At 46.8% G+C, this 20,136-nt stretch carries 15 protein-coding genes; 9 read left to right on the forward strand and 6 right to left on the reverse strand.

The annotated features are described in order from the left end of the window. Positions 1-597 precede the first annotated feature (597 nt). The gene (locus RJ60_RS05020; RefSeq protein ID WP_099830701.1) at positions 598-1,017 is read right to left on the reverse strand and encodes a C-GCAxxG-C-C family (seleno)protein; all 420 of its coding nucleotides are present in this window, start codon (positions 1,015-1,017) and stop codon (positions 598-600) included. Between the two features lie 113 nt (positions 1,018-1,130). Between RJ60_RS05020 and RJ60_RS05025 the strand changes: the two genes are divergently transcribed. The 5 genes from RJ60_RS05025 (at position 1,131) to RJ60_RS05045 (ending at position 8,103) form a co-directional block, all read left to right on the forward strand. Further along, positions 1,131-2,294 (forward strand): amidohydrolase, encoded by a 1,164-nt coding sequence (locus RJ60_RS05025; RefSeq protein ID WP_099830702.1) that lies wholly within the window; start codon positions 1,131-1,133, stop codon positions 2,292-2,294. Between the two features lie 823 nt (positions 2,295-3,117). Continuing rightward, entirely contained in the window at positions 3,118-4,650 is a 1,533-nt protein-coding gene (locus RJ60_RS05030; RefSeq protein ID WP_099830703.1) for a B12-binding domain-containing radical SAM protein, read from the forward strand. 153 nt (positions 4,651-4,803) lie between these two features. Then, positions 4,804-6,063: a 2-hydroxyacyl-CoA dehydratase subunit D gene (locus tag RJ60_RS05035; protein ID WP_103134175.1), complete on the forward strand. Its 1,260-nt coding sequence runs from the start codon at positions 4,804-4,806 to the stop codon at positions 6,061-6,063. After that, the gene (locus RJ60_RS05040) at positions 6,060-7,790 is read left to right on the forward strand and encodes an acyl-CoA dehydratase activase (RefSeq protein WP_103134176.1); all 1,731 of its coding nucleotides are present in this window, start codon (positions 6,060-6,062) and stop codon (positions 7,788-7,790) included. The genes RJ60_RS05035 and RJ60_RS05040 overlap by 4 nt, the downstream gene beginning before the upstream one ends. A gap of 55 nt (positions 7,791-7,845) precedes the next feature. Beyond that, entirely contained in the window at positions 7,846-8,103 is a 258-nt protein-coding gene (locus RJ60_RS05045) for a DUF2188 domain-containing protein (RefSeq protein ID WP_099830706.1), read from the forward strand. Between the two features lie 1,171 nt (positions 8,104-9,274). On the opposite strand, the gene RJ60_RS05055 is transcribed toward RJ60_RS05045, so the two are convergent. After that, a complete protein-coding gene (locus RJ60_RS05055; RefSeq protein ID WP_099830708.1) occupies positions 9,275-9,634 on the reverse strand; it encodes a hypothetical protein in 360 nt (119 codons plus the stop codon). A 141-nt stretch (positions 9,635-9,775) separates the two neighbouring features. Next, on the reverse strand, positions 9,776-10,804 hold the full coding sequence (locus RJ60_RS05060; protein ID WP_099830709.1) for a TrkA family potassium uptake protein: 1,029 nt from the start codon (positions 10,802-10,804) through the stop codon (positions 9,776-9,778). Positions 10,805-10,890: 86 nt separating this feature from the next. Here RJ60_RS05060 and RJ60_RS05065 point away from each other — a divergent pair, with 86 nt between their 5' ends. The 4 genes from RJ60_RS05065 to RJ60_RS05080 all read left to right on the forward strand — a co-directional run bounded on the left by RJ60_RS05065 (position 10,891) and on the right by RJ60_RS05080 (position 17,407). Next, a complete protein-coding gene (locus RJ60_RS05065; RefSeq protein ID WP_103134177.1) occupies positions 10,891-12,849 on the forward strand; it encodes an ATP-dependent helicase in 1,959 nt (652 codons plus the stop codon). A 43-nt stretch (positions 12,850-12,892) separates the two neighbouring features. Then, complete coding sequence (locus tag RJ60_RS05070) at positions 12,893-15,040, forward strand: sodium-translocating pyrophosphatase (RefSeq protein WP_099830711.1); 2,148 nt, start codon at positions 12,893-12,895, stop codon at positions 15,038-15,040. Positions 15,041-15,132: 92 nt separating this feature from the next. Then, positions 15,133-16,296 carry a sugar MFS transporter gene (locus RJ60_RS05075; protein WP_099830712.1) on the forward strand — a complete coding sequence of 388 codons (1,164 nt, stop codon included), beginning with the start codon at positions 15,133-15,135 and terminating at the stop codon, positions 16,294-16,296. Further along, positions 16,289-17,407, forward strand: a complete 1,119-nt coding sequence (locus tag RJ60_RS05080; protein ID WP_099830713.1) for an FAD-dependent monooxygenase — start codon at positions 16,289-16,291, stop codon at positions 17,405-17,407. The genes RJ60_RS05075 and RJ60_RS05080 overlap by 8 nt, the downstream gene beginning before the upstream one ends. Here RJ60_RS05080 and RJ60_RS05085 read toward each other — a convergent pair. The 3 genes from RJ60_RS05085 to RJ60_RS05095 are packed head-to-tail and all read right to left on the reverse strand — an operon-like array spanning position 17,393 to position 20,083. Beyond that, positions 17,393-18,115 carry an ABC transporter ATP-binding protein gene (locus tag RJ60_RS05085; protein ID WP_099830714.1) on the reverse strand — a complete coding sequence of 241 codons (723 nt, stop codon included), beginning with the start codon at positions 18,113-18,115 and terminating at the stop codon, positions 17,393-17,395. The two genes, RJ60_RS05080 and RJ60_RS05085, sit on opposite strands and share 15 nt — an antisense overlap. Then, a complete protein-coding gene (locus RJ60_RS05090; protein ID WP_099830715.1) occupies positions 18,094-19,107 on the reverse strand; it encodes an ABC transporter permease in 1,014 nt (337 codons plus the stop codon). The genes RJ60_RS05085 and RJ60_RS05090 overlap by 22 nt, the downstream gene beginning before the upstream one ends. Before the next feature lie 4 nt (positions 19,108-19,111). After that, the gene (locus RJ60_RS05095; protein ID WP_099830716.1) at positions 19,112-20,083 is read right to left on the reverse strand and encodes an ABC transporter substrate-binding protein; all 972 of its coding nucleotides are present in this window, start codon (positions 20,081-20,083) and stop codon (positions 19,112-19,114) included. Positions 20,084-20,136 lie beyond the last annotated feature (53 nt).

A 20,136-nucleotide genomic window follows, 5' to 3' on the forward strand; every position in this document is an offset into this window, starting at 1 on the left:
TGTGTTATCCAGTTTTGTAGGTTAGTCAACCAACTCTGTGCAGACAACCGAAAGGGAGGAACTGTGAACAGAGACAAGGAAGGAGCAAACAGACAAGATGAGGTCGTATGAAATCTCCTTTGTACACTGGACGAAGATCCGCTGTAAGCTTAAGAACAAAGACCCGCTGAACGCTGTGAAGAGCCGTCCTTAGTCCTTCGTCCCAGATCATGAACCCGTCCTTGGGAAGAGCCTGAGGTCAGAGGCAAGAGGTCGGAAGAGCAAAAATGTCACAACGCGTCATCTGAACTTGATTCAGAGTCTTACCCTTCTTTTTTCGTCTCATGTAGCTTTTCTGGTTTGACCAAGAACGAAGAACAGATCCTCGCTCTGGAACGAAGCACTGGTTTTTCCCTCGGCTAAAGGAGAACCGTTTAACGGCCAACTGATATCGCTTTGCTCTTTCCAATCCCTACCGCAACCCCCGACCCGGGCCTTTTGCTTTTTCTTACTATGCAGGATCTGCTTTCTCTCCTTGCTCTTAATACTCTCGAATATGGTTTTTCTAGAAGCAAAGCTCTCGGTTGGTCTCTCTCGTTTCTTTTCATTTGATCGTCATCAGTTAGTCTTTTCTCTTTCGTACTTGACGATTATCTCTTCAAGCACTTTCGCGGCCATTCTTACGGTTGGCTCACATCCGATAACTTCATCCCTGTACTTTTCTTTAAGTACTTTGCAATCAAGATGACCGTATCTCTTCTCGAATTCCTCAAGGAATTCTTCGGCGATACGTTTCATTTTCTCTTGTTTCTCGAATTCTTCACTGTTGAAAAGAATGCCAATCACCGCGAGGGAACCCATTACTGCACCGCAAACGCTTCCAACTCTCATTCCTCCCCCGAAGGCACCCATGGTGTCGAACGCTTCTTTGGGAAGATTTAGATTGAATTCCTCGTTTGCTCCGTAAACCATCGCCTCTGCACAGTTTCTCTCTAGATCGTTTCTTGAATACTCCCTTCCTACAGCATCTTCAAGCATAATATACTCCTTCCTGACAGTCGGCTCCAGAACAAGATGGCATATCGATAAGTGTGCATTACGTATCACTTCTGATAGAATCTAAATATACTACTGAACTAAGGAGGTCTTTCATGTCAATACTACTAAAGAATGGTACAGTTTACCCTATCACATCCGATCCATTCAAAGGCGATGTCCTGATCGGTAATGGAAAGATTGAGCGGATAGGCCAGGGAATAGAGGAACCTGATGCAGAGGTAATTGATGCTTCGGGAAAGTATATTTTCCCCGGTTTCATTGATGCCCACTCTCATATTGGAATCTATGAAGAGGGTGTAGGCGGCTATTACGGAGATGGAAACGAAGCGACAGATCCTCTTACTCCCGATGTTTCAGTCGTTGACGCGTTTAATCCTCAGGATGCCGCAATAAAGCGCGCGTTATCAGGAGGAGTCACTACTGTCATGGTTGTTCCCGGTAGTGCAAACCCGGTCGGGGGTCAGGGCGCTATCTTCAAGTTCAAGAAAACCCTGATAGTCGACGACATGGTTGTTCGCGCTCCAGCAGGTTTGAAGATGGCGACAGGAGAGAACCCCAAGAGAGTCTACGGAGAAGGTTTCAAGAAAACGCCTTCCACTAGACTGGGAACGGCAGCTGTTATCCGTGGTTACTTCACAAAAGTCAGGGCCTACATTGAGAAGAAGAAGGCTGCTGAGAAAGAGGGGAAGCCCTTCACGGATATAGACCCGAAACTTGAGGTAGGAGAAAAAGTGCTCAAGAAGGAAATTCCCGCAAGAATTCACGCTCACAGACAGGATGATATTCTGACTGCAGTAAGGCTATCAAAGGAGTTTGATTTTGATCTTGTTGTGGAGCACGCAACTGAAGGCTACAAGATAGTAGATTTTCTCAAGAGTAACAATGTTCCGGTTGTTCTTGGACCTATTTTCGGTTTTCGAACGAAACTCGAGCTTAAGGACATGAGTTACGATGCGCCAAGAATACTCAACGAAAAAGGCGTCCTGGCAGCTTTCATGTGTGATCATCCAGTCATTCCTCTCGAAAATACGAACGTTCAACTCGGTGTGGCTTTACGTTACGGCTCCAAAGAGGACGATCTATTCAAGATGGTGACGATAAATGCTGCGAAGATTTTGAAGATAGATGAGAGAGTTGGATCACTTGAAGTTGGAAAAGACGCAGATATTGCTATCTGGACTGATCATCCATTTAACCTTTCGGCGAAGACAGAGAGAGTATTCATTGAAGGTGAAGAAGTATATAGCGATCTTTGATAAACGCTTTCTGTAAATATATCGAATTATTTGATGCGATTTAGGATCAAGCTTTGCCCGCGCTCTTCGTTGCGAGAGAAGAGTTCGTGGATTTAATTTGAGTGGAGACCTTTTCAGGGGATAGGCTTCTCGTTTGAACCGGGAGCGCGAATCCAAGAAACTCAATGTAAGTGAAGCATTTGCCGAGAATTTCGCGAGGCGGGAATGGTCTGATGCACCATTTAAGAAACAAAAACTAGGCAATTGGACAAGCCTCTCTTGACAATTCGGCTTTGTGCGAGGTCTTGGAAAACCGAAACCTTTAAGTCTCTTGTAGCCAGGTTGGGTGACTCTCACGAAATAGTAAGGGGTGGGTTCTATGAGTCGTTCTTGTTGAACAGAGAGAGATGCCGAGATAAACTGGTCCTTATTGATTGCGCAATTCTCGCCGTCATGCAGCAGCTCCTGAGGATTTTAACCATTCGACCAGGACGATGTCAAAGAAGCCGCATCTCGTCATGACCCAAGGATTCTCGTCATGAATTCGCTGAGATCAAAGTGCTTCATGTCTGCTCGCGAGTTCTCTTGACTAGCCTGCGTGATAAAATTGATATTACAGCGGGATAAGTAATCGAGTCCATGTTTTCAATGAGAATACTCTTTCGTTATAACAACTACGGCAAAGTGGCTTAGACCGACAGCTGAACAAATGATGCCAAATCAACTCTAGGTAATGTCACGGCAGTTTTCGCAGTCTCTTATCCCGCAGATTGAACTGTTTCGCGCGAACGTTCTATTACGGAAACAGAGTCATGGGTATCTTAAGAAAAAAGGAAGTGAGATCTTGAGAGTTCTGTTGGTTTACCCTGAATACCCGGAGACATTCTGGAGTTTCAAGCATGCTTTGAAGTTTGTTTCTAAAAAAGCGGCGTATCCCCCACTTGGTCTCATGACCGTTGCTGCCATGTTGCCCGAAGAATGGGAGAAGAAGCTCATCGATATGAACACGGACACTCTGCGTGATGAAGATATCACAGAATCCGACTACGTAATGATTAGCTCGATGGACATTCAGCTTGACTCGGCAAAGAAGGTCATTCAAAGGTGCAGAGAGCTTGGTGTCAAAACTGTAGCGGGCGGGCCGCTTTTCACAACCAGACCCGAGGAGTTCAGTGAAGTCGATCATCTTGTTCTTGGCGAGGCAGAAATGACTCTGGCGCCGTTTCTTCATGATTTAGAGAAAGGCCAGGCTAAGCACATTTACAGATCTGACGGCTTTCCAGATATCGGAACCAGCCCCATTCCAAACTGGGCGCTTCTTGACATGAGAAAGTACTCTTCAATGAACATTCAATATTCCAGAGGTTGTCCTTATAATTGTGAGTTCTGTGACATTGTTCTGCTAAACGGACGAATTCCCAGGACGAAGAGCGCGGAAAAACTCACTGCCGAAATGGAAGCATTATATGAGGCTGGTTGGCGCGGGGGAGTCTTCATTGTGGACGACAATTTCATCGGCAACAAGACGAAGCTGAAGAGAGAGATTCTTCCGGCAGTAGCCGAATGGATGAAAGAGAGGAATTATCCTTTTGTACTGAATACAGAAGTCTCAATTGATCTTTCGGATGACGATGAACTCATGAAACTCATGGTCGACGCAAATTTCGGAACCGTCTTCGTCGGCATAGAGACTACCGAGGAGGAAAGCCTTCTTGAATGCGGTAAGTATCAGAATCGAAACAGAGATTTACTCTCATCTGTAAAGAAGATGCAGCAGTTTGGGCTGCAGGTTCAGGGCGGATTCATTGTGGGCTTCGATCACGATAAGCCTTCGGTATTCAGAAACATGATCGATTTCATTCAGAAGAGCGGTATAGTGACGGCAATGGTTGGTGTCCTCACTGCGCCTACAGGTACAAGACTCTTCATGAGGTTGAAAGAAGAGAACAGGATCGCATCGGAGTTCTCTGGAAATAACACAAGCATTCTGACTAACATAGTTCCTAAGATGGGACTCAAGAACCTTGAAGACGGTTACTATGAGATACTTAAGAGCATCTACGCTCCTAAACCTTACCGTCAGAGAGTCATTACCTTTCTTAAGAACTATAAACCTAATACACCTAGACATGTAAGACCCCTTTCCGATAGTCTTAAGGCTTTTCTGAAGTCCCTATGGGTACTTGGAATCCGTGAAAGAGGCAGAATACACTACTGGCTACTGTTACTGTGGACGGCCTTCTTTAAGCCGTCGCTTTTCCCACTGTCGGTGGAATTTGCGATATACGGCTATCACTTTCGGAAATCCCTTTCCTTTGCCCTGTTTGGAGAGAGCGGGTCAATATCGCCCAGTCATGCAGAAAGAGATTCAGAGTGATCAAGCATATCGCGGGCGCGAAGTAGCTGACCGGTGAACTATCAGACTCTTTGTTCGTAAGAGGTTATAATTGAGTTCAGTCAAATATCCCGACTCAAAGGGACAATGGGTTGATAACAGCAATTCATTGTGGCAGGAGCGAGAGTATAGTAGATGTCGCGAAAGAGTGTGAAATTCGGAAGCTTTCTAAGAAATTACATAGATGATACCGAAAAGTTCAAGAAATGGCTTCAGTTAGGCATGGAATTTGAGAACCTCAGAAGAAGGCATTTTCCAGACAGGGGTCGACCTCGATTTGTCAATACGGTCAATCATCTAGCGCTTGAGGAAGTCTATTTTGCAATAAAGGGTATCAGTACCGTGTGGGTGAATCTCATGGCCCCTTCTGAGCTTCTTCTTTCTGCGGGTCTTAACCCCGTCTCTGCCGAAGGCATTTCTGGAGCGCTTTCGTCGATGCATCTTGAGGACACGGCGATAGCATATTCTTCACAGGCGGGAATAAGCGACTCCCTCTGTACGTTTCATAGAGCTTCTGTTGGAGTATCTATGAGAAAGCTTCTCCCCCCGCCAAAGTTGGTGATGACGACAAGCATTCTCTGCGATGGAAATCTTCCAACCTTCAAAAGAATAGCCAAGGAATACGATGTTCCTTTCATTTTGATAGATGTGCCAAGAGGTCGAAAGAGTGAGGCTGTAGGATACGTTCTCTCGCAACTGAAAGAAGTTGTCGGTACGATCGAAGAAATCACAGGGGCCCCCTTCAAAATGGATGAGTTGTCGTTGAGATTGTCTTATGAAAGAGAACTCATGGAAAACCTCGAGGAGTCGAAAGCCAGAACGGAAGACTCGTATCTGCCTCAGCACTTGTATGAACACATGAACTCGTTGTATGTACTTCATACTCTGGCCGGGGATGGGAGAATTGCGGCGGCCTCCAGAGGTATCCACGAAAGGCTTGAAGCGATTCCCGAAAACGCGAGGAAGATCCTCTGGCTTCACATTCCTCCCTATTACGATAATGAGCTTTTCAATCTCTTCGTTCCGGGATCGAAAAACCTCGTGGTTGCCAGTGAGCTCATGTGGGACTGGATGTATCCGGTTGATCCACAGCGACCACTTGAGAGTCTCGCAGAGAAACTTGTCTATAATCCTCTTTGTGGAAGCGTGGTCGATCGTGGAAACTTCTGCCTGGATCTTGCACGCAGCTTTAGGGTAGATGGAGTGATCCACTTTTCTCACTGGGGATGCAGACAGTCGGCCGGAGGAGTGAGTTACTTGAAGAGTATATTCGAAGAGGAGAGAATTTCCTTTCTTGAGTTGACGGGTGACTGTGTTGACCATTCATCTCAGGGAGCCGGGCAGCTGCGGACTAGGACAGAAGCATTCCTGGAAATTGTGGAGAAGAGAAGATGATCTATTATTCATGCAGCTACATACCAATGGAAGTGATGCTCGGAAGCGCCTGTGAATTCCACAGAATCACCTCCTCTGCTCCGACCTCTTGCCACGAACTTGGATGCAATTTGTGCGGTTATGCAAAGACCGTCTACAAAAAAGGGATGGAACTGAATTCAGATGATTGTCTCTTGATAGCCGACTCTTGTGATGCTATGCGCAGAGTCGGAGATCTTCTCTCAGAGCTTTCGTCAGCCAAGGTTTTCATCCTCAGACTTCCGTGGAAGAGAGACGCTGACGCGGTGAAATTCCTTTGCCGCGAGCTTGTTGCTCTGACAGCTTTCCTCCAGAGCTCCGGTATTACAGTTGACCTGCATACTGGAATAAACCGATTCAACGATATTGTGGAGTATGTGCAGGCAAATGAAATGCTGGTTGAAGGGACGGAGTTATCAAGGCTTTATCTTTCGGCGCTAGATGGCAGGAAAGCCGAAGTAAGCTCTTCTAATGCCAAGAGCGATGGATCGGGAAAACGGATTGCACTTAGCGGCGGAGTGACTGATCTGAAAAGCTTCGATAATGCAGTGGAGAAGGCCGGCGCAATAACAGTATCAAATGAGACCTGCCTGGGAAGAAGACCGTTTTCTAGCAAGACTGCCGATAACATCGAACCACTTGTTGCGATTGCCGAACGTCTGCTGAGGTGGAGATCTCCTTGTGGTCGCTTCTCCGAGCCATTTCCAGCTTCAGATGACAGAGCAGATGCGACTGTCTTTGTGGTTCCTAAGTTTTGCGACTTCTTCGACTTTGTTCGTGCCGGCGACAACGGAAAGAGTTACAGAGTTGAACTCGATTTTCCTCTAAATTCAGATGGACAACTGACCACAAGAATCGGGGCTTTGATGGAGAAGAGCGACTTCAGATCAGTATCGCATGCTGAGGAGGGAAGTACGGTGATTTACGCAGGAGTTGATTCAGGTTCTACGACTACCAATGGCGTTCTGGTTGACGGGAACGGCAGGATACTCTTCTCGAAGACTTTGAAAACGGGAATTAGGGCCTCGAATACAGCAGAAGTTCTTATACAGGAGATGACCGAATTCTCCCGCAAGAATGGAAATCAAATTGGAAAGTGCATTTCTACGGGCTATGGAAGGCTGCTCGTATCATCTGCAAGTGATAAGATCACAGAAATCTCATGTCACGCCAGAGGCGTTTTCGAACTCTACCCCGAAGCCCGAGGAATCATCGACATAGGCGGTCAGGATAGCAAAGTTATCCGATTGAATTCCGGGGGAAGTGTAGAAGACTTTGCAATGAATGATAAGTGCGCCGCCGGAACGGGAAGGTTTCTTGAAGTGATGGCTTCTGCTCTTGAGCTTGGCACCGAAGAGATGTCGTCGCTTGCCCGAAAATCAAAGAAGGACATTTCGATCAGTTCGGTTTGCACTGTATTTGCCGAGTCTGAAGTTGTTTCGCTGATAGGATTGGGAGAAAGAATTGAGGATATTTCGGCCGGTCTATTCAAGGCGATAGCAAGAAGAGTGGGAGCGATGTATTCAAGATTGGGATCTCCAGAACCTCTTGTCTTCACCGGAGGGGTTGCGAGAAACCCCGGGGTAGTGGAGGCTTTGAATAAGTTGTTTGGAACGGAGATCCTCATCCCCGAAATACCCGATATAATGGGAGCTTACGGCGCCGCTTTGTTCGCAAGAGAGTCGAGTTCCGAGAGTGACATTGGATGAGCTTTTGAACTTCGCGGTTCTATGATTTGTCAGTGATGTGTAGGAGGTGCATTTCATGGATCACCATGAAGAACTACGCAAGATTCCGAGTATTAGTGAAGAGATTATTGAAAACATCTACCATGTGAGACCCCACGAAGGATCCTGGATAGTCGATCACGAAAGTGAAGAGAGAATCATTCATCGGTTTGACGAAAAGGACGATACAATTACCGCTGCTTCGGAGTTAGCCGGCAGCAGTCCTGAAGGCAAGTTAGTGATTCATGATTCCAAGGGAAATGTCGATAGAGACGAGACCGTAAGAATTAGGTAAGTCACTTCAGGAAAAATTCGGAGGCACGCGAGTTTTCATTCCAGTCGCAGTCCACACTCGTTTAAGCAGACACTGAAAATGAAGAGTCGTTGACCGTCCAAAAGCAAGGACGCGTTTACCGATAAGATCGAGAGGAGACGAGAGAAATCCTTTCGAGAAGTTCGCTTCGCCCACGGGACGGCCAGAATATTGAAGTCAGCCACTATTGAAACAAAACGAATTGCACTGACTAGTATATTTGTGTGCAATGCTGTCGGGCAAAGCCCGACTGGTCTGCATAAGCAGAGTCGTGCGCCCCGATCCTTCAGATCCGATCTTCATAACTCGTTCCTGGTGACGCAAAGTCGAAACCCTTCCCTAACCTCATCCCGTTATTCTGACATGCTGGTCAGAATCTCGATTCTTGGATCGTTCTCAAGACCAGATCCCGTGCAAATTCATCACGGGATGACAAAGGAAGGAGCTTGTATGAGTAACTTGGGATGACAGCCATGATTATTTTACATGAATCTACTTTCCTCGTAATCCTCGTGCTCCTGGTAAGGATCTCCACGTTACTGAGTTATGGTTTTGACCAAGAACGAAGAACAAATCCTAGCTCTGGAGCGAAGAACAAATCTTCCTCTTACTACACCCGATCTTCATAACCCGGTTTTGATAACCCGCTCTTAGCAACCCGAATTTCTTAACCCGCCCCTATCAACCCGATCTCTTGGCAAGCGACCAGCGGGTCTAAGGGCGCCAGCGCAGGCTCAACGGCTCTTCTCGGTGGACGGCGGCCCGTTGACGGAGAACGTTGTTTTGAGCAGCGATCAGCGGGTCCTCGCTCTTAAGCGCACAGCGGATCTTCGGTGGACGGTGGACCGTTGACGGTTGACCTGAGAGGCTTCCTTCGCAGCAGCATCACTTCCCGACGAAGTCGGCCTCGCCTCCTGCCGAAGGCAGCCTTGCGTCCCCGGATGCTCTTCCGGGCATAGCGACCTGGCAAGATCTTCGCCAGCCTTGCGTCCCGCCGAAGGCGGCATTGCGTCTTACTTCAGCAGTGACTGGCTTTTCTCTCGCCTTCTCGTCAGCATAGCGAACGTCTCGACAACGCCCTTTCTCGGTTGATCTCATCGGTGAACGGGTCCATGCTTTTGGACAGCTGAAGGAGGACGATTGATCAGCAAGATCACTTCTTATCAATCTTGAAGACCCACTGCGAATAGGTCCCGGATTCGACGATTAGCGAGTGGCCTACCCCGGTAGGAATCAGCAGTGAATCTCCTATTTGGAGAATGTGTTCTTCTTCGACAATCATTTCTTCACTCCTGAACTCGCCATCGGAGATTTCTTTTATGTCACCGTTGAGCACTCCAGTTTTGACCTTCGCAGTTCCCGAAATCACTACATATAGGTCATGCTGATACTTGTGAGCCTCGGGTCTTCCTGAGAACGGGGAGTTGATCTCTACTGCCTTCGCAGAGAATCCCGCTATTCCCGGTGCGAAGTCTATGCCTTTTGCCGAATATTTTACCGCTTTGTCTGCCATTCCGATTCCTCCTATTTTGAATTTCTCTAATGACTGAATAATGATTTCATCTTATAAGAGATAGGAGATCTCTATAAGCCGGGCGCTTTTCATAAGGCGCCATTGATTCCTTGAGATCTATCACATTGGCTCACTGAGCAATCAGCCCTCTAGATCGCCCTTCAGGAAACTTTGGAGCTTAAGTACTTGCTCATGCCCTCCGAGGACCATAAGGCTGTCACCGGGCTTAACTACTGTCGAAGCACTTGGATTGAACTTGCTAACTCCGCCCGTAACTGTTGCAATTATAATCAAGCCTATCTTCTGTGGTATTCTAAGCGCTTCCAATGTCTGCCCTTTTTCGGGGAAGCTTTCCGGCACTCTGACTTCTTCAAAACGCAACTGCAGTGAACCTGATTGCGAGATACTATCCAGAAAGCCAGTGATCGTTGGGTTTAGCATCATTGCGACCATTCTGTGCGCTCCAATCTCCTGGATGGGAATTACTTTGTCTGCTCCCGCATAACTCAACTTGTTGATGTTCTCACCATGGGTTACCTTGGAAATTATCTTCATGTTTTTGTTCATTCCTCTAGCCGTTAGAACTACGAAGATGTTGTCTACGTCGTCCGGAAGACATGCGAGCAAACCTTGTGCCTTGTCAACGCCTGCGCTTTTCAAGGTCTCTTCCTCTGTGGCATCTCCGGAGATGAATATTAGCTTTCCTCCCTCTTTCTTAGTCAGATCACGGAGCCTTTCTTCTCTCTTCTCAACAATCACCACGTCATAGTTTCTCTTAGATATCTCATTTGCAATTGTTGATCCCAGGTCGCCAGCTCCGATTACAATAAAATGGTTTTCCAGTTTTTGTATTGTTTTCAATATCCTTCTCCTCCTGATAAGCTTATTGACTCTTCCTTCTACAAGAAAAGCCGTTATGTTTGAAACTGCGTAAACAACGATGGTGATGCTCGCAAGTATAATTATACTGGTGAACACCTTCCCGGCTTCAGTCAGGTCAGTAGGGGTGCTGTAACCAACTGTTGAGATCGTGATCATTACCATGAAAAAGGAATCGATAGGATGGTATCCTTCGATTATTGAGTATCCAAAGATTCCTATCAGAAACACACAGAGCAACAGCAAGAGAGAGACAACTATCTGCTTCATTCCACCGCTTTCTTCATTCATTGTTACCTCCAGGGTATCGAAAGAGTCTCAGTGAAGCGATTTCATCGTTATGGTAAAATCTTAGCAGAAGGGGGCCGCTGTGGTCGATGAAGAAATATACTCTCAAAAGTTCAGAGATTCCCGAATTTCTTAGCGAAGGACTAGACGAGGAACAGCTGAAAGCTGTCGTCCAATCAAACGGCCGTTCACTGATAGTGGCGGGGCCGGGTTCAGGAAAGACCCGTGTGATTACGTATAAGATCGCGCATCTAGTATCGAATTCGGTGAGCCCGCAGAATATTCTTCTCGTCACATTCACAAGGGCCGCTTCCAGAGAGATGATCGATAGGGCCAGGCGAACCAGCGGATCAAGCCTCCAGGGAATGCTTTCAGGAACATTCCACCACGTGTGCAATTACTTCTTGAGAAAATACTCGAAGGCAGCCGAGTTGAAAGAGAATTTCACTATCCTTGACAGAGAGGATTCGAAAGATCTCATTAAGCATTGTAGGGCGGAGTTGCTTGAAGAAAGAGAAGGTATCAACAGTTCGACTCTACCTTCAGCAGGAGTTCTTCAAAGCATCTATTCTTATTCGGTAAACGTACTTTCATCTTTGAGAGAGTCGATTGCGAGGCAGAATCGGAAGTTTCTCGGTTCATATGACGAGATTGAAGAGATCTGGAAGAGGTATGCTCAAGAAAAGGCACTTCAGAACTGTGTTGACTATGACGATCTGCTGTTGAAGGCTCTCAAGATGTTCAATGAGAATCCCGTGATTCTTCGAAAAGAGGCCGAGCGCTTCAGATGGGTTCTTGTTGACGAGTTTCAGGATACCAATGTTTTGCAGTTCAGGCTCGTCGAAATGTTGTCTTCCATTCACGGAAACCTGATAGTTGTCGGAGACGATGCCCAGTCGATATATTCATTCAGGGGAGCAAGGTTCGAAAACGTCTATGATTTTCTTGCTACCAAAGATGCAAAGATCTTTAAGATTCAGACTAATTACCGATCAACCCCACAGATTGTCGATTTAGTTAACTCCATTGTTCCCGAAGACTCCATTGAAAAGCAACTTCGGGCGGTTAGAATGAACGGACCGATTCCGGTCGTTGCAGAGACCTGGGACAATCTGGAAGAAGCTTCTTTTGTCGCTCAGAAGATCCAGGAACACGTAGACGATGGTATAAACCCCGATAAGATAGCCGTTCTATACCGTTCACACTATCATTCTCTCGAGCTCCAGATGGAGATGGACAAGAGAAAGATGAATTTCACCCTTTACTCGGGTCCCAGATTCACCGAAACCGCTCACGTTAAAGATATACTTGCAATACTGAAGGTTATCGAAAACCCGCTGGATCAAATATCCTGGGGAAGAACTTTGAGGCTGTTTCCCGGTGTAGGAAGCGCAACGTCTCTTAGAATAATTCAGGGAATAACCGCAGCAGTTAATGACGGTCACAAACCGGTTGATGTAATTGGGTCGCATGTAAGCAACAGGGTGAAACTTGACAAGTTGGCTGCCCTTTTCAGTGATCTCGATGAAAAAGAACCTCCTTCGGAGATTGTAAGGCGTTTTTATGAGGTTTTCTACGGTGCCTATCTAGATGACAAATTCCCGGACGCGAGAGAAAGAAGGATGGATGTTGAGAGGCTTATTGAGATTGCCGGTCGCTACAGGTCGATTTCCGATCTTCTTGAGGATCTTGCCGTTAGCGAGAAGATCGATATTGAACGGGAGTCTGCTGAAAAACAACCGGCGGTTGTGCTTTCAACTGTGCATCAGGCGAAGGGGTTGGAGTGGGACGTAGTTTTCATTTTGGCCGTGAATCCGGGTGATCTGCCGAATTCAATGGCGATACTAGAAGGTTCTCTGAGCGAAGAAGAAAGAATTTTTTATGTGGCCGTTACAAGAGCAAAGGATTACCTTTACATTCTCAAACAGAAGGGTGGTAGATCAAGGCCTATGATAGGAAACAGATACGTCTTCAGAAGCGGACATGATTTCGTGGAAAAGTTGCCTAAAGACTGTTTCGAGCGTTGGGATGTAAGTTGGGATTTCTAAGTCAAATGTGTTCCAATAAAGTAGCAACTAGGAGGGAGAACGAATGAACTCATTGTACTTTCCACTTGTAGCAGGGATTATCTCAACCGTTTTTGCCTTCATTATGTTGCGAAAGACTCTGAGCTTTTCGCAAGGTAATGATAGGATGAAAGAGCTTTCTAAGTATGTTCAGGAAGGTGCCTCTGCATTCCTTGAAGAAGAAGCAAGAAAGATATTCCTTGTGGCTATTGTACTGGCCGCAGTTCTAGGGATTATCTTCCAGTCGTTCAAGTATCCAGTTGTGCTGCTCTTTGGCGCGCTCGTCTCTGAGCTGGCCGGAGTTATTGGGATGTACGCTGCAACAAGAGCAAATGCGAGAGTTGCAGCGGGAGCGGAGCATGGTCTAGCGAACGCTTTCAAAGTTGCCTTCTCAAGCGGGTCTGTTATGGGGCTTGCTGTGGCCGGTTTCTCACTTACCGGTCTGGCACTTGTTATGCTTGTTTTCAAGAGCTCGTTTGTTTTTGAGAACATCACGGATATCTCCAGAGCTTTCGGCAGGATATCCTATATTGATGGAATCATGATCATTAGCTCTTACTCTCTAGGAGCCAGTCTCATAGCTTTGTTCGATAGGGTCGGCGGAGGAATGTATACGAAAGCCGCCGACATGAGTGCCGATCTCGTGGGGAAAATCGAAGAGCAGATAGAAGAAGACGATCCAAGAAATCCGGCTACCATTGCCGATAACGTTGGAGACAACGTGGGAGATGTCGCCGGTCTCGGTGCGGATATTCTTGAGTCCTATGTTGCTTCGATAGTCTCAGCGATCGTTCTGGCGATCTTCATGAAGTTCGCGGATCACGGGACGATGACCGAAGCACAGTATTACGGCCTGATAATCTTGCCTGTTCTAATAGCCGCCGCGGGCGTACTATCCTCTTTGATAGGCGTGCTTGTGGTCGCGAATATGAAGACCAAAGATGCTCAGAAGAGCTTGAGCTTTGGAAACCTCTTTACAGGGGCTCTTGTTCTGGGCTCCGTGGCCATAGTGATTGGAGTAGCGGCGCCGGACTATGCCTTTAAGGACAGCTTCATCATCAATCCTGAGTTTGTTTCCAGATGGAGACTCTTTTTTGCAATAGCAGCCGGACTCATCGCGGGAATAATCATTTCGAAGCTGAGTGAATACTATACATCGGATGAATATAAGCCGACTAGAAAGCTTGCAAAGGATACCCAGAGCGGAGTGGCCATAAATATCACTGGCGGTCTTGCTCTTGGAATGGGAAGTACCATTTGGCCGGTAATAACACTTGCAATTGCAATTCTTGCCGCTTACTGGTCTGCAGGAGTTTACGGAATAGCTATCGCAGCCCTTGGGATGCTTTCTTTTGTTGGATACATCGTCTCTGTCGACTCTTATGGTCCTGTTGCAGACAACGCAGGTGGAATAGCTCAGATGGCCAAACTCGATCCTAAGGTAAGAAAGCTCACCGACAGGCTCGACTCTGTCGGAAATACGACAGCGGCAATCGGAAAGGGATTCGCCATTGGTTCAGCGGCTTTTGCCGCCCTTGCCCTCATAGTCTCGTATATTTGGGGTACGGCGGGAACTGCCGACGAGATTGTGAACAATCCGGTGATCAACCTGGTTGAGCCATACACTCTAATTGGGATTTTGATTGGAGGTATGTTGCCCTTCTTCTTCACATCTCTATTGATCAAGGGTGTGGCCGATACCGCAAACCTTATGATTGTTGAGATCAGGAGACAGTTCAAAGAAATTCCTGGCATCAGAACGGGCGAGGCGGTGCCTGACTATAAGAGATGCATTGAGATAACAACCAAAGGTGCCGTAAGCAGAATGCTTACCCCAGGAATAGTTGCAATCGCTTCTCCATTCATTGTCGGCTTTCTCTTTGGCCGATCTGCCGTGGCAGGGCTGTTGATGGGAGGACTGTCAAGCGCTATCATGATCGCAATATTTAGCGCAAACGCCGGCGGAGCCTGGGACAACGCAAAGAAGTACATTGAAACGGGAGAGTTCGGCGGAAAAGGTACTCCAACACACGAAGCGGCTGTCGTTGGCGATACGGTGGGAGATCCTCTCAAGGATACAGTTGGCCCGTCGATGGATATTCTTATCAAGCTGATGTCTGTTGTTTCTCTGGTGTTTGGTTCACTCTTCCCGGTAACTCCGTTCTTCATGTGAAGAAAAAACCTCAAAAGCGCAGCTTACGGGCTGCGCTTTTTTTGAGTTTCCCTTTAGTTCAAACAATCCGTTCATCGTGATAGAATTCTCTCATGGACACGAAGAAAGCTTTCAGCCTTATTTCGTCATGTGGTTTTTTTCTCTTTGGATTTACATCGATAATACTGGGTAGTGCGCTGCCGGCAATCGAGAAGAGTTTTGGGATTGATCATCAGATAGCAGGAGTACTTCTTTCACTTCCTACTCTTGCTTTCATGTTGTCGGCGGTATTTGTGAGCGCTTTTTCGAACAAGTTCGGTCCATTCAAGTTGCTTGCCGGCGGGATAGTAATCATTACAGGTGGCTTGACAGTTCTCTCGATCGGGAGGTCATTCTGGCTGCTGCTTCTGGGGAGTATGGCTCTAAGCTTCGGAACAGGAACGATGGAGACGTCGATTGGAATTGGCGTTTCCGGAATGAACTACAGAAAACCGGGCGGAGCATTGAATCTGATGCACTCGCTATTTGCGCTAGGTTCGATCATATCGCCATTGATTGTTGCAGCTTTTCTTGTTGATTATAATTCTTGGTGGAAGCCATTCTTCGTTGCTCTTTTCGGTGGCGCATTTCTTGTAGCTTTTGCTCCGTTACTCTTCAGAATTCCTTTTGTCGGCAGTAATCAGAAGGCAACCCACTTCAAGAAGGAAGTGTTCTCCAAGAAGGTCTTCTGGCTAATACTCGCCGGAGTGCTCCTGTATGTAGGTTATGAAATTGGTTTTACGTCGTGGCTTTCAAGTTTTGTTTTTGAGACGAAGGGCATTGAGATGAGATATGCCAGTGTCTTTCCCGCACTGCTCTGGACGGGGATATTCATTGGTAGATTGCTTGCAGGCTTTTTCGTTGATCGACTGGGTTACGAGTTATCGCTCTTGTTTATGGTGAGCATTGCATTTGTCTCCTTTGGAGCAGCATTACTGCTTAGTTCTCCAGTTACCATCGGTATTGCCGTGGTCTTCGCCGGGTTTGGTTTTTCGGGAACATTCCCTACGCTTCAGGCGATTCTCATATCCACCATGAAAGACGGGATAGGTTTTGCCATTGGGATGTTTACTGTTGCAGCTTCAATAGGTGGAGCTATCTCCAATTTCTTCGTCGGTTTTCTCGGGCATCAATTCGGCATGATGGCAGGCGTTCTCTTCATCATGTTTCTAATCTTCCTCGAGATCGTTGTGGTGCTACTCATCATTAGACTCAAGGCGGTGGTAAAGGATGCATAGCAAGGTTGTTGTCATTGGAGCTGGTCCTGCGGGCTTGGCCGCATCAAGAGTTTTGCTGAGAGAGGGCGTTGATTTCGTCCTTGTGGACTCCCGGACTTTTCCGAGGGAAAAGGGTTGTGGTGGCGGGCTGACGCCAAGAGCACTAAAAATCCTTAGGCAGGTATTTCCGGATGTGGAGATCCAGGGTTTTGAAACCCGCGAGTTATCGGTCAATGCTCTGTCGGAAGGAAGTTTCAAATACATAGTGTCCTTGGTTTCGAAGAGGCCTATCTTTAATAAGGTCGATAGGAAGGAGTTTGACCAGTCCCTTCTAAAATCTATTCTAGAGAGAGACGGACGGCTCGTTGTCTCGAGAGTGCTAGAAGTCAAGAGAGTCAAAGAAGCCTTTGCGATAATGACAGACGGCAGAGAGTTGAGTTCGGATTACGTGATAATCTCCGCAGGTGTTTTCGGGGCAAAGTTAGTCGGTCAGGAACCTCCTTGTTACAGTGTCATATATCACGGATACAGCTCTCCAACGGGTAATGCCTCCATAACGTTTGTCCCCAACGGTTATCTTTGGAGTTTTCCTGGCGAGTCGTATGATTCAGTAGGCGGGGGAATTTATCCTGATTGTGAAAATGTCTCTTCCTATGAAGAAATGAGCACACTGATTAAGAGAGTCTTTGATGAGGAAATTGAACTTTCGGGAACTCCTATTCCTACATTCGACAGTGAGGTAGTGCTGAAACTGAACAACCTGGAAAGAGGTCTGTTATTTGCGGGCGATAGCGCAGGCCTTATCGATAACTGGATAGGTGCCGGGATTGACTTTGCACTTGATTCAGGAAGGCAGGCGGCCCTATCTATTGTTGAAGATGGTTACAAGGGAAAGACCGCAAACGAAAGATACCTGGAAAGGCTTTTCCCTATCGCGAGGCATCTGCAGATCGCAGACGCCTTCAGGAAGAGGTTCAACGCGAATCTTGATGAGAAACTAGATCTTCTTAAGGGAAAAACGGCTGGTAAACTGTTGATCAATTATTTGAGCGGTTATGTGAAAGGTCCGTACTGGCTCACCTTGAAGAGTCTCTTCACAGGTGGAGTCGAGAGCCGCTCAACACATAACTGAAGTCGCTCTGGACATTATCTCTCTTATTCCATCGTTTGCAACTTCACCATCGATCAATCTCATCAACCTTTCTCCGTAAGAGTTGGCGATTTCCATGTTGTGAGTTATCATGATTATAGTTATGTCGTACTCTCTGTTGATTCTGGCTGTCAGTTCCATTACTCTTGAGGCGCTATCTGGATCAAGCGCAGCCGTGTGTTCGTCAAGAAGCAGCAGCCTGGGCTTCGACAAGATGGCCATTACCATAGCCAGAGACTGTTTTTGCCCTCCGGAGAGCTCTCCCGCTTTCGTTCTCATCCTGTCTTCCAGTCCAAGCCCGAGATCCCTAAGAAGAGTTATCGCCTCTTCTTTGACAGAACTGAACCTGAAGGGCCTGTTGCCTTTCTTCGATGCAATTATCAGGTTCTCGGCTATTGTAAGAGCCGGAAATATTCCCGTATTTGGGTCTTGATAGACTCTTCCGATGAACTCAGCAAGTCTGTGAGGCTTCATGCAATTCATCGTCTTATCGTCGATTATATATAAACCCGATGTGGGCTGAACTTCACCAAGAATTACTTTGAGAAGTGTTGACTTGCCTGCTCCATTGGGTCCGACTATGGTGACAAATTGCCCTTCGGGGATTGTCAGACTCACATTTCTTAGGGCAACTCTTTCGTTTTCCATCCCCTGATTGTATACGACCGTCAGATCTTTGAATTCGACCATAACCTCTTCACCTCCTGTTTAACCTTTCGTTTTCCTCCGCTCGAGGAGAGCTGTCGTAATCCAATTACCGTGATAATAAAGACTGCTGTGAGTAGTTTCATGTCGCTTGCAAGAAAACCGATTCTGTACCCATACCTCATTGCCAGAGAGAGAAGCGTCTGATAAATAACACCTCCCACTATCGGTGAGAGAAGACCATAGAAGAGCTTAACTCTTCCCAGAAGTATCTCGCCCATTATTACCGATGCCAGTCCTGTTACGACCATTCCTTGACCGATTGTGGCATCAGAGAAACCGCTGTAAAGCGCGAATAGACCGCCGCTCAGCCCAATAATGCAGTTCGCAACGGTAAGCCCCGCAATAGCGAGAAGATTCTGAGAGATACCGAAAGAAACCACCCCCGAGGGATTACTTCCAAAAGCTCTTAGTGTCATCCCAGGATCAGATTTCAGCACAATCGAAAGAACTACAACCACAGCAGAAATTATGAGAACTATGAGCAATAAGTCGGATCCGTCGAGATCGTTGTTGAAGATGTTCTTTGCAACAACAGTAGTCTTTGTTGTGCGTTTTTCAGTATTGATCTCGAGCTCTCCAAAAAGGCCATCAAGACCAGTTCCGCCGCTCATCTCTTCAAAACTTTGAGTGCTCCTTTCAGGAACGACTCGAGGAACAGGGAGATTCGGCCCGCCCATTACCCTGAGATTTACTGAGTAAAGCATTGTCATGACTAAAATTCCGGCTAATAGAACGTTGATCTTGAGCTTTCTATGGATTGTTCCAGTTATGCTGCCAGCAAGAGCACCCGTGGCGGCCGCAAGCATTATCGCCAACCAGGCAGGAAATCCGGAAACCAGAGCCCTTACCGCAACCGCTGCTCCCAGGGCAAAGGATCCATCTGTCGTAAGGTCAGGAAGATCAACTATTCTGAAAGATATATAAACTCCCAGGGCCATTAGGCCTATTATCAATCCCTGTTCCAGAATCGCCATAGACTTACCTTTCCGTCTCTACACCATTAGTTACAACGATGTTTGCGAGATCAAGAACAGACTGTGGTATCTCAATACCGATTTCTTCTGCAATGTCAGTGTTTACGAAAAGAATCAGGGAATCCTGTCCAAGTATCTTTGTCTCAAGTTCCGATGGAGGAGTACCCTTAAGAATCTCAACGACAAGCTCTCCAGTAGCTCTACCGACCTGATAGTAGTTGAATCCAAAGCCGATGAGGCCGCCCGATCTTGCGATGTCAATGTCAGCCGCGACTATCGCTATCTTCTCTCTTAGAGCGACTTTGGAAATCGACTGGATGCTCGAGGCTGCGGTGTTGTCGGTACCGATGTAGATAGCATCAACATCTTTGATCTGAGCGTTAAGAGAGGTGACCATTTCAACTGTTGTGGAACCGGTAATATCGACTAACCTCATTCCCAGAGCGTCACAAGCCTCTTTGGCAAACTCCCTTATCGTTACAGAGTTTGCCTCTCCTGAATTGTAGATAATCCCTACCGTCTCAACTTGTGGCAGAGTCAGTTTGAGAAGCTGGAGCTGAGTCTTGACTGGCGTCATATCGCTGATTCCAACTACATTTCCCGGGTTTTTGCCAAATGAAGGAACTAGACTGGCACTAACTGGGTCGGTGACGGCACTGAAGACTATTGGAATTGTCTTCGAGGCGTTCACCAGCGCCTGTGCCGAAGGAGTGGCAATTCCAATCATCACTGCAGGGTTCAGAGAAACGAACTGTTTTGCTATTGTTACTGCGGTTGATACCGATCCCTGGGCGTTCTGAAAATCGATTACGATATTCTCTCCATCCTTGAAACCATTCTCTTCAAGTACATCGATAATTCCGTCTCTAACTGCATCTAGCGCTGGGTGTTCGACGATCGAAGTAATTCCGACTGTCTGCGTTGAGAAACCAAGAACTCCAATAAGTAGTAATACACATACAAGAACCCGCTTCATTCTACATCCCTCCTAAAATAAAAAGAGAGGACGCTTCTCAACGTCCTCTCTTT

The organism is Mesotoga sp. B105.6.4 (assembly GCF_002896535.1).
Lineage (GTDB): Bacteria > Thermotogota > Thermotogae > Petrotogales > Kosmotogaceae > Mesotoga.